General features: G+C 52.1%; 13 protein-coding genes. All 13 read left to right on the top strand.

The window, feature by feature from the left end; all coding sequences use genetic code 11:
- The first annotated feature begins 18 nt into the window (after positions 1-18).
- The 13 genes from ACT53D_RS04770 (at position 19) to ACT53D_RS04710 (ending at position 14,613) form a co-directional block, all read left to right on the top strand.
- A complete protein-coding gene (locus ACT53D_RS04770) occupies positions 19-141 on the top strand; it encodes an entericidin A/B family lipoprotein (protein ID WP_313989020.1) in 123 nt (40 codons plus the stop codon).
- A 63-nt stretch (positions 142-204) separates the two neighbouring features.
- Complete coding sequence (gene asd, locus ACT53D_RS04765; protein WP_313989022.1) at positions 205-1,317, top strand: aspartate-semialdehyde dehydrogenase; 1,113 nt, start codon at positions 205-207, stop codon at positions 1,315-1,317.
- 209 nt (positions 1,318-1,526) lie between these two features.
- Positions 1,527-4,499, top strand: a complete 2,973-nt coding sequence (locus ACT53D_RS04760) for a motility hub landmark protein FimV (RefSeq protein WP_476154755.1) — start codon at positions 1,527-1,529, stop codon at positions 4,497-4,499.
- Positions 4,500-4,577: 78 nt separating this feature from the next.
- Entirely contained in the window at positions 4,578-5,366 is a 789-nt protein-coding gene (gene truA / locus ACT53D_RS04755) for a tRNA pseudouridine(38-40) synthase TruA (protein WP_476154753.1), read from the top strand.
- A gap of 16 nt (positions 5,367-5,382) precedes the next feature.
- A complete protein-coding gene (locus ACT53D_RS04750; protein WP_476154751.1) occupies positions 5,383-6,030 on the top strand; it encodes a phosphoribosylanthranilate isomerase in 648 nt (215 codons plus the stop codon).
- Between the two features lie 22 nt (positions 6,031-6,052).
- Positions 6,053-7,255, top strand: coding sequence for a tryptophan synthase subunit beta (trpB, locus tag ACT53D_RS04745; RefSeq protein WP_338657548.1), 1,203 nt, complete (start codon positions 6,053-6,055; stop codon positions 7,253-7,255).
- A 79-nt stretch (positions 7,256-7,334) separates the two neighbouring features.
- Positions 7,335-8,135: a tryptophan synthase subunit alpha gene (gene trpA, locus ACT53D_RS04740; protein WP_313989032.1), complete on the top strand. Its 801-nt coding sequence runs from the start codon at positions 7,335-7,337 to the stop codon at positions 8,133-8,135.
- A gap of 50 nt (positions 8,136-8,185) precedes the next feature.
- Positions 8,186-9,052 carry an acetyl-CoA carboxylase, carboxyltransferase subunit beta gene (accD, locus tag ACT53D_RS04735; protein ID WP_194746835.1) on the top strand — a complete coding sequence of 289 codons (867 nt, stop codon included), beginning with the start codon at positions 8,186-8,188 and terminating at the stop codon, positions 9,050-9,052.
- Positions 9,052-10,347 carry a bifunctional tetrahydrofolate synthase/dihydrofolate synthase gene (gene folC, locus ACT53D_RS04730; RefSeq protein ID WP_476154749.1) on the top strand — a complete coding sequence of 432 codons (1,296 nt, stop codon included), beginning with the start codon at positions 9,052-9,054 and terminating at the stop codon, positions 10,345-10,347. The genes accD and folC overlap by 1 nt, the downstream gene beginning before the upstream one ends.
- A 47-nt stretch (positions 10,348-10,394) precedes the next feature.
- Positions 10,395-11,138: an SPOR domain-containing protein gene (locus ACT53D_RS04725; RefSeq protein ID WP_476154747.1), complete on the top strand. Its 744-nt coding sequence runs from the start codon at positions 10,395-10,397 to the stop codon at positions 11,136-11,138.
- Between the two features lie 6 nt (positions 11,139-11,144).
- The gene (locus tag ACT53D_RS04720; RefSeq protein WP_194746832.1) at positions 11,145-11,663 is read left to right on the top strand and encodes a CvpA family protein; all 519 of its coding nucleotides are present in this window, start codon (positions 11,145-11,147) and stop codon (positions 11,661-11,663) included.
- A 33-nt stretch (positions 11,664-11,696) separates the two neighbouring features.
- The gene (gene purF, locus ACT53D_RS04715; RefSeq protein WP_313989045.1) at positions 11,697-13,232 is read left to right on the top strand and encodes an amidophosphoribosyltransferase; all 1,536 of its coding nucleotides are present in this window, start codon (positions 11,697-11,699) and stop codon (positions 13,230-13,232) included.
- A gap of 193 nt (positions 13,233-13,425) precedes the next feature.
- On the top strand, positions 13,426-14,613 hold the full coding sequence (locus tag ACT53D_RS04710; RefSeq protein ID WP_476154744.1) for an O-succinylhomoserine sulfhydrylase: 1,188 nt from the start codon (positions 13,426-13,428) through the stop codon (positions 14,611-14,613).
- Positions 14,614-14,674: the final 61 nt, after the last annotated feature.

Below are 14,674 nucleotides of genomic sequence, written 5' to 3'. Positions count from 1 at the left end.
TCATTTGAGGAGAGGATGATGTTTAAAACGTTAATTTTGGGTGTGATCACTGCATTGACCTTGGCCGCCTGCAATACCATTGACGGCATGGGCAAGGATCTGGAAAAGGCTGGCGAAGCCGTGCAAAAGTCAACCAAATAAGGGTTGAATCAAAATTATCTGCGTTTATCCGCACGGCTGTGCGGTTAACAATAAAGGTTGAATATGTTGAAGGTAGGGTTTGTAGGCTGGCGTGGCATGGTGGGTTCTGTGCTGATGCAACGCATGCGTCAGGAAAATGATTTTGCGGATATCGAACCGCAGTTTTTCACCACCTCGCAAGCAGGCGGTGCAGCACCCAATGTGGGTAAAGCATCTCCCGCGCTTAAAGATGCGAAAAATATAGACGTATTGAAGCAGATGGAGGTGATTGTCACCTGCCAGGGCGGCGATTACACCAGTGAAGTGTTCCCGCAATTGCGCGCTGCGGGCTGGAACGGTCACTGGATTGATGCTGCCTCGACCTTGCGTATGGAAGATGATGCCGTGATTATTCTTGATCCGGTCAATATGCATGTCATTAAAGATGCGCTCGCGAATGGCGGAAACAACTGGATAGGTGGCAATTGTACGGTTTCGTTGATGCTGATGGCGCTCAATGGCTTGTTCAAGGCCGATCTGGTTGAGTGGGCAACGTCCATGACCTACCAGGCTGCGTCTGGTGCCGGTGCACAAAATATGCGTGAATTGATTACGCAAATGGGCGTGGTCAATGCCTCTGTGGCTGACTTGCTGGCCGATCCTGCTTCTGCGATTCTGGATATCGACAAACAGGTGGCCGATACCATCCGCAGTGAAGCGCTACCGCAATCCAACTTTGGCGTGCCGCTTGCAGGTAGCCTGATTCCCTGGATAGACAAGGATTTGGGCAATGGTCAAAGCAAAGAAGAGTGGAAGGGGGGCGTTGAGACCAACAAGATTCTGGGGCGCTCGGCAAATCCGATTGTGATTGATGGTTTGTGTGTGCGCATTGGCGCCATGCGTTGCCATTCACAGGCTTTGACGCTCAAACTGCGCAAAGACGTGCCGCTCGATGAGATCAACCAGATGCTGGCGGAAGCCAACCCCTGGGCAAAGGTAATTCCCAACGAACGCGAAGTGAGTATGCGTGAGTTAACGCCAGCGGCGATTACCGGCACGTTGACCACGCCGGTGGGGCGTTTGCGCAAACTGGCAATGGGTGGCGAATATCTGTCCGCGTTTACAGTCGGCGACCAGTTATTGTGGGGGGCAGCCGAGCCATTGCGACGCATGTTAAGAATTTTGGTAGAAGCTTAAGTAGTTTGTGAAGTAGCAGCCCGTAAAGCTATGATTTATCAATAAAATCATAGTCTTTTCGGGCTTTTGCTTTTTTGGGGCTAGTGTTTAATGGATGCGAGACACTAAAAACAGTGTATTTATTGCCTGCAAGCCGTCTGCACGCGCTTGCGTGGCTGTCTGAATGATGCTATTTTGACAAAAGCCATGAATGAAAAAAGGGTGAATCGGTGCGTAAAATTCAATTAAAAAAAATAGCCTTTGCCTTGAGTCTGGGTGCTGCCATGTCAGCGCATGCTGCCGGATTGGGTACCATCACGTCCAGCTCAAAACTGGGGGAACCACTCAATGCTGAAATCGAGCTGTTGGCCGTCACGCCTGCAGAGTTGAGCAGCATTCAAGCTGCGCTTGCCAGTGAGCAGGTATATCAGGATCAAATGCTGGAAAAGCCTGCGGCTTATCCATTCATCAAAATTGAGGTTGGCAATAATACAAAAGGCCTGCCTATCCTCAAGTTGAGCAGTACACAACCGATTACAGAAGCCTTCCTGGACATGCTGATCCAGGTAGACTGGCCGACCGGTCGCCTGGTAAAAGAGTACACCTTACTGTTAGACCCGCCCGGTTTTAACTCTAATTATGCTGCCGAAGCTGCGGCGACGCCCACGGTGAAACAGTCAGAAGCCCAACCTGCGCCAGCCGTGGCCGCTGAGAGCCGTCCTGCAGAAACTAAGAGTGCGAAGGCGCCGACTGCAGCCAAGCTAGCGGTCAAAAAAGTCGAGCCTAAACCACCGGCTCAAGACATTGCCTCTGAGGCGCAAGCGTTGACGACAGAGCGTGGTGATACGCTATATGCTATCGCGCGCCAGATGAAGCCAGACAATGTCAGCATGGATCAAATGCTGGCTGCGCTTTATCAATCCAATCAGGACGCTTTTGACGGTAAAAACATGAACCGTCTCAAGGTAGGTAAAATCATTCGCCTGCCTGACCAGGCAAGCCTGGAGCGACTGAGTCGCAAGCAAGCGCAGCAAGTGGTGGCTGAGCATACGGCCAACTGGCTAGCTTATAAAAATACGCTGGGCAAAGTGGTTAAGGAAAGTGCGCCTGCCCAGACCGGCGGCAACACTCAACAATCCGCAGGCAAGATTGGCAGTGCGGGTGACAAACCATTGCCACAGTCCAAGCCAGCCAAGGATGTGTTAAAGCTTTCGGCAGGTGACGAAAAATCGACTTCGTTGACTGACAAGGCCAACAGTAAGGCCTCCGCGACTGCTGCACAAGAGGACGCGACCGCCAAAGCGAATGCGATCAAAGAAGAGCAGGCACGTGCTGCAGCGCTCGAGAAGCAAGTGGCCGACATGAAAAAGCTCGTGGAAATGAAAAGCAATGCCATGGCACAGGCTGAAAAAAATGCTGCGCAGGCAGCGTCTGCATCCAACGCTGAACAGAATAAAACGGCTACCGAGCCAGTTAAGCCTGAACCAGCCAAGTCAGAATCTACAACCTCTGCTCCGGCGAAAGCAGAAGCAGATAAGGCCGCTGGTGAGAAAACAGAGCCGGCTAAAACCGAGTCACCCAGCACTGCTGCAGAAAACAAGCCAGCGGCACCACCGGTTGAGCCTGCGCCTGAAGTTGCGGCCACCCAACCCTCATTTATGCACGTGTTGCTTGAGCGTCTGAAGTCAATCAACCCGGTCTTGCCATTTGCCTTGATTGGATTGCCTATCCTGCTTTGCATTTGGGCTGTGATCCGTATTCGTCGTAAAAAGCAGATTGATAACTTTGAAGACGTGATTGTGACCTCGCCGGCCACTGAAATGCAAAACAATACAGTGTTCGGGGATACACAAGCGGCTGCTTCGGGCGACACTTCATTTCTGACCGACTTCTCGCAGAGTGGGGTTGGCGGCATGATTGACTCTCATGATGTTGATCCGATTGCCGAGGCTGAGGTGTATATGGCCTATGGCCGCGATGCGCAGGCCGAAGAAATCCTCAAAGATGCCATTCAAAAAGATCCTGACCGCCATGAGCTCAAACTTAAACTGCTGGAAATTTATCAGGCAAGCGCGAATAAAGGCGCATTTGAGTCGTTGGCCAGTGATCTTTATGCCAAGCTGGGGCCGGCTGACAGTACCTGGGCAAAAGTGACGGCCATGGGACAGAAGCTGGACCCTGAAAACAGCCTATATCAGGTCAGTGCAGAGCCCGTCAGTGCACCGGAGGATAGCAATGCCAATGCTGCCAGTGCAATTGAACCCTCTGCTCCCGCCCAAAATGAAGAAGGCTACCATTTCAATTTTGAGGCTCCCGCTTTAGAGTTTGAGTCTGCAAATGCAGCGGTCTCGGCTTCAGGCGAGCCTGTTGAAACGTCTCAGAATAATGAGGTCGCCGAAACTGAGAAAAATGAGGCTGAGGCTGCCATTGGTATGAGCCAACAAGCGGAGGACGAGCCATTGGTTTTTGAGCCAGCTGCGTTGGCTGAAACTGATGTTGCAAAAGAAACCCTTGCACAGCCTGGCGCAACAGCATTAACGCTCGAGGATGAGCCGTTGTCATTCACCGCGCCCGAGCGTGTTGCAGCTGAACCGGAAGTGTCAACTCTCAACAGCACTGGGCTTGAAGATGTGGCAGATTCTGTAAATGAGGCAGCCGCTACCGACCCTGCGCTGCAGGTCGCCAGTGCCGAGGCTGAGTTGACCCCAAAATCACTGGATTTGCCATCACTCAATCTGGATGATGCTGAACAGACTGCGGCGCCATTTGCCGCGCCTGCTAATTCAGTCAGTGGCGAGCCTGCATTGTCCAATGAAGACGCTGTATTCGAGTCGCTGCCGGAGCTCTCTCTGGAATTGGGTGGGCCTAACGATGCAGCCGGAAATGATCCTGAGGACTTGTCATTGGACGATCTGGATATGGAAGCTCCGGTGGCCTCATTGAATGAGCCCGTTGCGCCAGAGGCTGCTGCTCCTGAAGCTGAGTTTCCTGAGATTTCCCTGGATGTGAGCGAAGCAGTGCCTGCGCCAGCCGAAGATCCGGTCGACGAGCCTGAAGAGGTCAATACCAAGCTGGATTTGATTCAGGCCTATATTGATATGGAAGATGTCATTGGTGCCAGAGAACTGATCGAAGAGGTGATGGCAGAAGGTGGTGAACGCCAGCGGCAACGCGCCAGTGAGTTACTCGAGAAAATTGCATAATCAAAGGCCGGGTTTCCGGCCTTGTTTTTTGTGTGCCTTGATTAGGCGTTATCGCACTCAGCCCTTATACTAGGCGCCATGAAAATTGCGATTGGCATAGAATATCATGGCGCTCACTTTCAGGGCTGGCAAAGTCAGCCCAATGGTGCCGGGGTACAGGATGCATTAGAGCGCGCAATTGCGCTGGTTGCAGGTGAACAGGTGAGGTTGCATGCGGCGGGACGGACGGATAGCGGGGTGCATGCATTGATGCAAGTGGCCCACTTTGAGACTACTGTGGCCAGGCCCTTGAATGCCTGGGTGCGTGGCAGTAATGCACATTTGCCGCCTTGGGTACGTGTATTGTGGGCAAGTGAAGTCGCTAATGATTTTCATGCCAGGTTTAGTGCACGGGCACGCAGTTATCAGTATGTGCTGTACAACCACCCGGTTGCGCCTGCGAGTCAGCATGGGCGAGTAGGCTGGTATCATCGGCCACTGGCGGTTGCTGCCATGCAGCAGGCCATGCAAACCCTGCTTGGCGAGCATGATTTCAGTGCGTTTAGGGCCAGTGAGTGTCAGGCCAGTAGCCCGGTGCGCACCCTCTCTCAGGCAGCGCTTAAGGCGCAGGGGCGTTACCTGATTTTTCACTTTCAGGCCAATGCTTTTTTGCAGCATCAAATCCGCAATATGGTCGGCGCCTTGGTCTATGTTGGACAGGGGAAGCTGGATGTCTCAGCGTTTGCCGAGCTGCTGCAACATCGGGATAGACGGCTTGCTCCGCCCACCTTCATGCCCGATGGTCTGTATTTTACCGGCGTTCAATATGAGGCCGCCTGGCAATTGCCGCCATGCAGTGCCGATTGGGATGCATTCAACACGGATTGAAACCTGACTGAACAACATGAGAAGAACCAGAGTTAAGATTTGCGGGATTACCCGGTTAGAAGATGCGCTGGCGGCGATCGCTGCTGGCGCAGATGCGTTGGGGTTTGTATTTTACGCGCCCAGTCCGCGTGCGGTGAGCGCTGAGCAGGCAAGGGCGATTGTGGGTGCGTTGCCTCCATTTGTCAGCAAAGTGGGATTGTTTGTCAATGCGCCAGCCGACGAGGTGCGCCAGGTGATTGCCACGACCGGTCTGGATTGTTTGCAGTTTCATGGCGATGAGTCTGCGCAGGATTGCGCACAATTTAATCTGCCATATTACAAGGCAATCCGCGTCAAACCAGGGGTAAATTTGATACAATGCGAGTCTGATTTTGCTTCTGCGACCGCTTTGCTACTGGATACCTATTCTGAAAAGGCCGTGGGCGGAACCGGCGAAGCCTTCGACTGGTCACTGATCCCGTTGCAGATGCAAAAGCCCTTGATTCTCGCTGGCGGATTGCAAGTGGAGAATGTGGCGCAAGCCGTTGAGCAGATTCAACCCTATGCCGTGGATATTAGCGGCGGGGTGGAAGTACAAAAAGGGATAAAGTCCCCACAAAAAATAGCTGCATTCATGCGGCAGGTCGTGCAGGCAGATGCTGTACATAATGGGCGGTTTGAGTAACGAGATAGATTCGGAGTAATACATGCAAGTCTATGATATGCCAGATGCGCGTGGCCATTTTGGTCCTTTTGGTGGGGTTTTTGTAGCTGAAACCTTGGTCGAGGCGTTGGAAGAACTGCGCCTGATGTATGAAAAATACCGTCACGACCCTGAATTTCTGGCTGAGTTTGCTTATGATCTCAAGCATTTCGTCGGTCGCCCCAGCCCGATTTACCATGCCAAGCGTTTGTCCGACAAAGTCGGTGGCGCTCAAATTTACCTCAAGCGCGAAGACCTGAATCACACGGGTGCGCACAAAATCAATAACACAATAGGTCAAGCCTTGTTGGCTAAACGCATGGGTAAGCCACGCGTGATTGCCGAAACCGGGGCCGGTCAACACGGCGTGGCTACAGCTACGATTGCGGCCCGTTTGGGTCTGGAATGTGTGGTCTACATGGGCTCGGAAGATGTGAAGCGCCAGGCGCCTAACGTGTTCCGCATGAAGCTGCTGGGAGCGACCGTTGTGCCGGTTGAAAGTGGCTCAAAAACGCTCAAAGATGCCTTAAACGAAGCCATGCGTGACTGGGTGACCAATATCTCGGATACGTTTTACATCATTGGTACCGTTGCCGGCCCGCATCCTTACCCGATGATGGTCAGGGACTTTCAGGCTGTGATCGGCATGGAAGCCAAACAGCAGATGCAGGAAATGCTGGGTCGCCAGCCCGATGCTGTGGTGGCCTGTGTTGGTGGTGGTTCCAACGCGATGGGGATCTTCTATCCCTATATTGATGTAGAAGGCGTACGCCTGATTGGCGTAGAGGCGGGTGGTCATGGCTTGACCACTGGCCAGCATGCCGCACCTTTGACTGCAAACAGCCCAATCGGTGTCTTACATGGCAACCGTACGTATCTGATGCAGGATGAAGACGGCAACATCATAGAAACGCATTCGATTTCTGCCGGCCTGGATTATCCCGGTGTGGGTCCTGAGCATGCCTGGTTGAAAGACATCAAGCGCGCCGAGTATGTGGCCATTACGGATGATGAAGCCATGGCTGCCTTCCATAACTTGTGCCGTACCGAAGGCATTATCCCCGCGCTGGAGTCCAGTCATGCCTTGGCTTATGCTGAAAAGTTAGCCAAAACCATGTCACCAGATCAGGTTGTGTTAGTGAACTTGTCTGGACGCGGCGACAAAGATATCAACACCGTCGCAAGCTTGGCCAATATTACATTGTGATGCGCAGCCGCCAGGGAGAAAGGCCTCTCTGGCGCATGTGCATCTTTCATTTTCTGAACCCTTAAAAACACAGATTCTTATGTCCCGTATTCAATCGGTTTTTGCCTCGCTCAAGGCGCAAAACAAAAAAGCATTGATCCCCTATATCACAGCAGGTGACCCGCACCCCGATCAGACCGTGCCTTTAATGCATGCGATGGTTGCTGCTGGCGCAGACATGATCGAGCTTGGCGTCCCTTTTTCTGATCCGATGGCGGATGGCCCCGTCATTCAGCGTGCCAGTGAGCGCGCGTTGGTGCACAAAATGGGCTTGCGTAAAGTGCTGGGCATGGTGAAGACCTTCAGGGAAACCAATCAGCAGACGCCGATTATCCTGATGGGTTACGCTAACCCCATTGAAGCCATGGGCGCTGCAGAATTTGTTGCATTGGCGCAAGCCTCAGGTGTCGATGGCGTGTTGACTGTGGATTATCCGCCTGAAGAGTGTGATACGTTCAATCAAACGCTCGCAGCTGCAGAGATAGACAGCATTTTCCTGTTGTCTCCGACGACAGAGCCTTCACGTACCGAGCTGATTGTGAAACAGGCGACTGGATTTCTTTACTACGTTTCGCTGAAGGGCGTGACAGGGGCGGCCAACCTGGATATCACGGAAGTGAAAAAACGCGTGGCTGAAATTCGTCAACAGACAAGTTTGCCCATAGGTGTAGGCTTTGGTGTGAAAGATGCGGCCACCGCGCGTGAAGTGGCCGCGATTGCCGATGCGGTGGTTGTCGGTAGCCGGATGGTGTTGGCGATTGAACAATCCGATGCGGCAAACTTGCAGGCAAATGTACAAGCCTTGGTAAAAGAATTACGTACTGCGATTGACTCTGTTTAAGCTGTGATGAACAGGTATTCAGAGATCGTCATCTATCCGTAGGAGAAGTTATGAGTTGGTTAGACAAGATTCCCCAAAAGATTAAACGTGCAGTAGGCTCGGTACAAAAGCGTAACGTGCCCGAGGGCTTGTGGCATAAATGTGATGCCTGCCAGACCGTGTTATACCGGACCGATCTGGACGCGAACTTGGAGGTTTGTCCGCAATGTGGGCATCATCATCGTCTGGGTGCGCGTGATCGTTTGAACGTCTTGCTGGATGAAGCGGGACGCGTTGAAATTGGTGCCGATGTCACCCCCGTGGACGCACTCAAGTTCAAGGATAGTAAAACCTACGCCGAGCGTATGAAGGCTGCCCAGCGTGATGTCAAAGAAAAAGATGCACTGATTGTGATGCGCGGAACGATTGAAGGCGTGCCTGTCGTTGCTGCCGTGTTTGAATTTAAATTCATGGGCGGCTCTATGGGCTCAGTCGTTGGTGAGCGTTTTGTGCGTGGGGTACAAGCAGCCATCGAGCAGAAGTGTGCCTTTATCTGTATCTCTGCCAGTGGCGGTGCGCGCATGCAAGAGGGCTTGCTTTCATTAATGCAAATGGCCAAAACCAGTGCGGCATTGACCAAGTTGTCCGAAGCAGGCTTGCCTTACGTGTCGGTGTTGACTGATCCGACCATGGGTGGGGTTTCTGCCAGTTTTGCCATGCTCGGGGATGTGATTATCGCCGAACCGAATGCCTTGATCGGCTTTGCAGGCCCGCGTGTGATCGAACAAACAGTACGTGAAACCTTGCCAGAGGGCTTTCAGCGTGCAGAATTTTTGCTGACGCATGGTGCGATTGACATGATCGTCGACCGTCGTGAAATGCGTGGCAAATTAAGCCAGGTGTTATCCAGCTTGTTGAACATTGCCAAAGCTGCCTGATGTCCACTGTGATACCCGAGCATCCGCAAACGGTTGAGGATTGGCTCGGTTATATTGAGTCATTGCATCCCAAGTCCATTGAGATGGGCTTGGGCAGGGTGCAAGCCGTTGCGCAGCGATTACAGCTCACTTTTCCATTCACCGTCATTACGGTGGGTGGCACCAACGGCAAAGGCTCGACCTGTGCCATGCTGGAGCACATTTATACTGCGGCCGGTTATCAGGTCGGCTGCTATACTTCTCCACACTTGGTGCATTATCAGGAGCGCGTGCGCTTCAACGGGCAGGTCATTGCCGATGATCGCTTATGCCAGGCCTTTTCCGCCGTCGAGCAGGCGCGGGGCGATATCACACTCACCTATTTTGAAATGGGGACGCTGGCGGCCTTATGGGCGTTTGAGCAACAGGCGCTGGATGTCGTAGTGCTAGAAGTCGGCTTGGGCGGACGCCTGGATGCCGTGAATATCGTCGATGCTGCCTGTGCCATTGTCACCAATGTAGACCTGGACCACATGGAGTATCTAGGGGATACGCGTGAATTGATTGGCCGCGAGAAGGCTGGCATCTACCGGGCTCAGCAGATCGCCATCTGCGGCGACGCCGAACCGCCGCTGTCCTTGCTTGCCTATGCAGAGCAATTGGGCGTTAAGCTATACCGCTATGGTAGTGACTACCAGATAGACATCCGCGAGTCACAAGTCGCGCATTATGAAGATGCGTTCGGCGTGTTGGATATTGCCAGTTTGCGTTTGTATGGCCGCTACCAATGGAATAATGCCGCCAATGTAATTTTTGCCGTACGTGCATTGCAATCAAAGTTGCCAGTAACTTCTTCGGTCATGTTACAGGCGCTAATAGACACCGAAGTGACCGGACGTTTTCAGTATTGGCAACGCTCCCCCGACATTATTCTGGATGTCGCCCATAATCCACATGCTGCGCGTGCCTTGCGTGATAATCTCCAGCAGCTTAGTACCGGTGGTGGACGCGTCATCGCTGTGTTTTCCATGTTGTCTGATAAAGACATCGCCAGTGTTGTCGATATCCTGCATGATGTCTTTGACGAATGGCATATTGCCCAGATTGCGCATCCGCGCGCGGCAGACATTCAAGAGTTAAACACATATCTCGCCCATCAGGTTGCGCCTGATCGGCTGCATACATATGCCGCGTTGCCTGATGCCTTGCGAAGCGCCTATAAGAAAGCAGTGAAAAATGATAAAATTATTGTATTCGGTTCCTTTTTTACCGTGGCCGCAATCCTTGAATTAACGCCTGATCAGTGGGGCTGCTAGAGAGCGTCCTGCACTTGAAATCTGCTGAGTGAGAACTTCAACACATTATGGCGAGAGATGCTTTGACTGAAAATGAGCTGTTGCTCAAGAAAACTGCCCGCAGGCGGTTAGTGGGTGCGGTCACCCTGGTAATTCTGATGCTGATTATCCTGCCGTTCGTGCTCAAGGACAGAGTCGTGGATACCAGCCAGGAAAATGTCGAAATCACTGTGGTAAACCGCCAGGCGACCCGAGAACCGATTTTAGAGCTGCCAGAAGATGAAGTTGTGCTTGATAATGAAGCCGCGCCTGCAGGCAATGAACCCCCTCCCACTCAAGTTGTAAAACCCGTTGCGACCGAGTCCGCAGCGTCTGCCCCAGTTGCAGTAGAAGCACCAAAGCCTGCGAAAGTCGAAGCGGCGCCTGTTGTGACTGCCGAGCCTGTCGTTGCCAAAGTTGAACCCAAAGTTGAACCCAAAGTTGAACCCAAAGTTGAACCCAAAGTTGAACCCAAAGTTGAACCCAAAGTTGCGCCAGTGAAACCTGCGGTTAAAGAAGCCGCTGTGGAATCCGATAAAAAAGCAGGCAAGTTTTTTGTCCAGTTTGGGGTTTTTTCTGATCCAAAAAATCTTGAAAATCTCCAGGTCAAGCTGAAGCACGCAGGGTTTGAAACGGCCACTGAGAAAGTCGATGCGACTGGACAGAAGCTGCGTCTGCGGACGCGGACTTATGCGACACGTAACGAAGCGGCAGCCACCCTCAAAAAATTGGAAGCGGCAGGTTTTAGCGGTATCGTCGCCAGTAAGTCATAAGTACTTATGACAGTATTTGATTACCTGGTATTAGGCATTCTTGGCTTTTCGATTTTGGTCGGTCTCATGCGTGGTGCCATTCATGAGCTGTTTTCTGTGCTCGGATGGGTATTGGCTTTCTATTTAGCCAACCGCTTCAATAGTCAGGTGATCGCTTACATGCCAGAACAGATTCCTGGTGAGGCGATCAAAGCCATGGCCGCATTTTTACTGGTATTTTTACTGGTATTGTTTGTTTGTACCTTGCTGGCGCTGTTGTTGACCACGTTGATTAAAGCGGTAGGTCTGGGTGGGCTGAACCGTATTTTGGGCGGTGCGGCTGGGGCGCTGAAGGGGCTGCTGATTGTCTGTATTCTGGTGATGTTGGCTGCCATGACGGAACTTCCAAAGGATCCGCGCTGGTCAAATGCCATGTTCAGCGCGCCAATTGAAGTGCTGGTCTTGAAATTGCTACCCTGGATGCCATCTAGTATTGCCAAGCATGTGCATTTGGACCAGCAACAGCTCGACGAGTCAGTGATTTAATTTGTAATCTCAAGTGTTTGATAGGATGTCACTATGTGTGGAATTATCGGTATTGTAGGCAAGAACCCGGTGAATCAGTTGTTGTATGACGGATTGCTGGTCTTACAGCACCGTGGTCAAGATGCCGCTGGCATCGTGACCTGTGATGGCAATACCTTCCATATGCATAAAAATAATGGCCTGGTGAAAGACGTCTTTCATACGCGCCACATGCGCAATCTGGTTGGTAATGTGGGTATCGCGCATGTCCGTTATCCAACCGCGGGTTCCTCCAGTGCGGCAGAAGCCCAGCCTTTTTATGTCAACTCACCATTTGGCATCGTGTTGGGCCACAACGGTAATTTGACTAACTCCGAGCAGTTGAAGTCAGAAATGTTCCGTCAAGACCTGCGTCATATCAATACCAATTCAGACTCTGAAGTGTTGTTGAATGTCTTGGCACACGAAATTGAAAGCACCTCAAAAAATGCCCTGTTAAACAGTGATATGGTGTTTGATGCGGTGGCAGGCGTGCACAGACGTTGTAAAGGTGCCTATGCTGTGGTCGCCATGATTGCTAATTTCGGGCTGCTGGCGTTCCGCGATCCGCATGGCATCCGTCCGCTGGTCATCGGCAAGCAGGAAACAGAAAAAGGCACCGAGTATATTGTGGCTTCCGAGAGCGTGGCACTGGATGTGCTGGGCTTTACGCTACTGCGTGATGTAGAGCCTGGTGAGGCCGTGTTTATTGATATGGATGGCAATATGTGCAGCCGCCAATGTGCCGAAAATGCCAAGCTGACTTCCTGCATTTTTGAATATGTCTATCTGGCTCGCCCGGACTCTGTGATTGATGGCGTGTCTGTCTACCAGACCCGTCTGGACATGGGGACCTTGCTGGCAGAAAAAATTAAACGCGAATGGGCCGATAAACAGATTGATGTCGTGATTCCGATTCCTGATACCAGCCGTCCAAGTGCGTTGCAACTAGGTATTGCCTTGGGTCTGGATTATCGCGAGGGCTTTATTAAAAACCGCTATATTGGCCGCACCTTCATCATGCCAGGTCAGGCCTTGCGCAAGAAATCCGTGCGCCAAAAGTTGAATCCAATCGGGATTGAATTCAAAGGCAAAAACGTCTTGCTGGTAGACGACTCAATTGTACGTGGCACCACCTCACAGCAAATCGTGCAAATGGCGCGCGATGCGGGCGCGAACAAGGTTTACTTTGCCTCAGCTGCGCCACCGGTGCGTTATCCTAACGTGTATGGCATTGATATGCCCAGCCGCCATGAATTGCTGGCAACCAACCGTACCGATGAAGAGATTTGCGCTGAAATCGGTGCAGATGCCTTGATTTACCAGGATCTGGACGCCTTGCGCGAAAGCATTACCAAGTCCAATCCACATATGACTGAATTTGATTGCAGTTGCTTTGATGGCAAATACGTGACCGGCGACATTGACGCCGCTTATTTGAATCGTATTGAGTCTGCCCGCAGTGACATGAGTAAAAAACAGTTGCCGCCAAACTCCACCACCCAACTGGATCTGAACTTGTTATCAACGGATTTGGTGGGCGTCGAGTAAGACTTGACAGCCTACTTTAAAAGGCGTTTAATGAAATTGCGCTGATTTGAGTGGCGAACTTTAAACGAAGCCAAACTCAGCTTGCGGGCGCATTATAAATACTGCTAAAGCGAGAGCCCAAAGACCCGTTTTAGCGCAATGCTGAAACGGGTTTTTTATTGCCGTCCGTTTGCGGACAGAAGTTTGAGGAAGTATGAACGATCAATACCATTTGGAAACGCTGGCGGTGCGCGCTGGCACCTTAACCACCGAGTTTGGCGAAAACTCAGAGGCGCTGTTTTTAAACTCGAGTTTTCGCTTTAAAAATGCAGCGCAAGCGGCAGCACGTTTTGGCGGCACCGAGCCAGGTAATATTTATTCACGCTTTACCAACCCGACCGTCACCATGTTCCAGGATAAACTGGCCGCGCTGGAAGGCGCCGAACAATGCGTGGCGACTGCCAGTGGCATGTCTGCCATTCTGGCATGCATCATGGGGATGTGCAGTGCAGGCGATCATGTGGTGGCTTCACGCAGTATTTTTGGCACTAGCGTGCAGTTGTTCTCAAATATCCTCAAGCGCTGGGGCTTGGAGGTGACGCTGGTTTCCTTAACGGATCTTGATGCCTGGCAAGCGGCCATCCAGCCGAATACCAAACTGTTTTTTGCTGAAACGCCATCTAACCCGCTAACCGAGATTGGGGATATTGCCAAACTGGCAGCGATTGCCCATGCCGCAGGTGCTTATCTGGCGGTAGACAATTGTTTTTGTACACCAGCTTTGCAGCAACCGCTTAAATTGGGTGCGGATATTGTGATTCATTCCGCCACCAAATATATCGATGGACAGGGTAGGGTGCTGGGCGGGGCAGTGTTGGGTAGTAAAGCCTTGATGGAGCCTGTGTATGGCTTCTTGCGTACAGCCGGGGTGACCATGAGTGCATTCAATGCCTGGGTGTTTGTGAAGGGGCTGGAAACATTGCAAGTGCGCATGGAAGCCCATGCGGCGCGTGCATCGGCTTTGGCGCAATGGCTGGAGCAACAGCCTGGCGTTGAACGTGTATTTTATCCTGGGTTAAGCTCGCACCCGCAATATGCTCTGGCGCAGCAGCAACAGCGACTGGGCGGCGGCATCGTCAGCTTTGAAGTGAAACCACGCGCCAGTCAAACCGGTCAGGAAGCCGCCTGGGCATTGATTGATGCCACACGCTTGATTTCGATTACCGCGAACCTGGGTGATGCCAAATCCACCATCACCCATCCAGCCACGACCACGCATAGCCGGGTGAGTGCTGAGGCGCGGGCTGAGGCGGGTCTCAAGGATAACCTGGTCAGAATCGCTGTTGGGCTTGAGCATGTTGAGGACTTGAAAGCCGATTTGCAATTGCTGACAACCTATTAATTTGTGTACATGGTCCGTGAGTCGATTTGACTGCGAGGAGCATGGTCTGCAAAGGGAGCAT

It is taken from the genome of Methylophilus sp. DMC16 (assembly GCF_056314045.1).
The sequence above is the reverse complement of the archived record's forward strand: the minus strand, read 5'-3'. Positions and strand labels throughout refer to the sequence as shown.

Coding starts and splice junctions, on each gene's coding strand:
- trpA (WP_313989032.1), top strand. CDS start 7,335: ATGTCCCGTATTCAATCGGTTTTTGCCTCGCTCAAGGCGCAAAACAAA.
- folC (WP_476154749.1), top strand. CDS start 9,052: ATGTCCACTGTGATACCCGAGCATCCGCAAACGGTTGAGGATTGGCTC.
- ACT53D_RS04720 (WP_194746832.1), top strand. CDS start 11,145: ATGACAGTATTTGATTACCTGGTATTAGGCATTCTTGGCTTTTCGATT.
- ACT53D_RS04750 (WP_476154751.1), top strand. CDS start 5,383: ATGAGAAGAACCAGAGTTAAGATTTGCGGGATTACCCGGTTAGAAGAT.
- trpB (WP_338657548.1), top strand. CDS start 6,053: ATGCAAGTCTATGATATGCCAGATGCGCGTGGCCATTTTGGTCCTTTT.
- truA (WP_476154753.1), top strand. CDS start 4,578: ATGAAAATTGCGATTGGCATAGAATATCATGGCGCTCACTTTCAGGGC.
- ACT53D_RS04770 (WP_313989020.1), top strand. CDS start 19: ATGTTTAAAACGTTAATTTTGGGTGTGATCACTGCATTGACCTTGGCC.
- ACT53D_RS04725 (WP_476154747.1), top strand. CDS start 10,395: ATGGCGAGAGATGCTTTGACTGAAAATGAGCTGTTGCTCAAGAAAACT.
- ACT53D_RS04710 (WP_476154744.1), top strand. CDS start 13,426: ATGAACGATCAATACCATTTGGAAACGCTGGCGGTGCGCGCTGGCACC.
- purF (WP_313989045.1), top strand. CDS start 11,697: ATGTGTGGAATTATCGGTATTGTAGGCAAGAACCCGGTGAATCAGTTG.
- asd (WP_313989022.1), top strand. CDS start 205: ATGTTGAAGGTAGGGTTTGTAGGCTGGCGTGGCATGGTGGGTTCTGTG.
- accD (WP_194746835.1), top strand. CDS start 8,186: ATGAGTTGGTTAGACAAGATTCCCCAAAAGATTAAACGTGCAGTAGGC.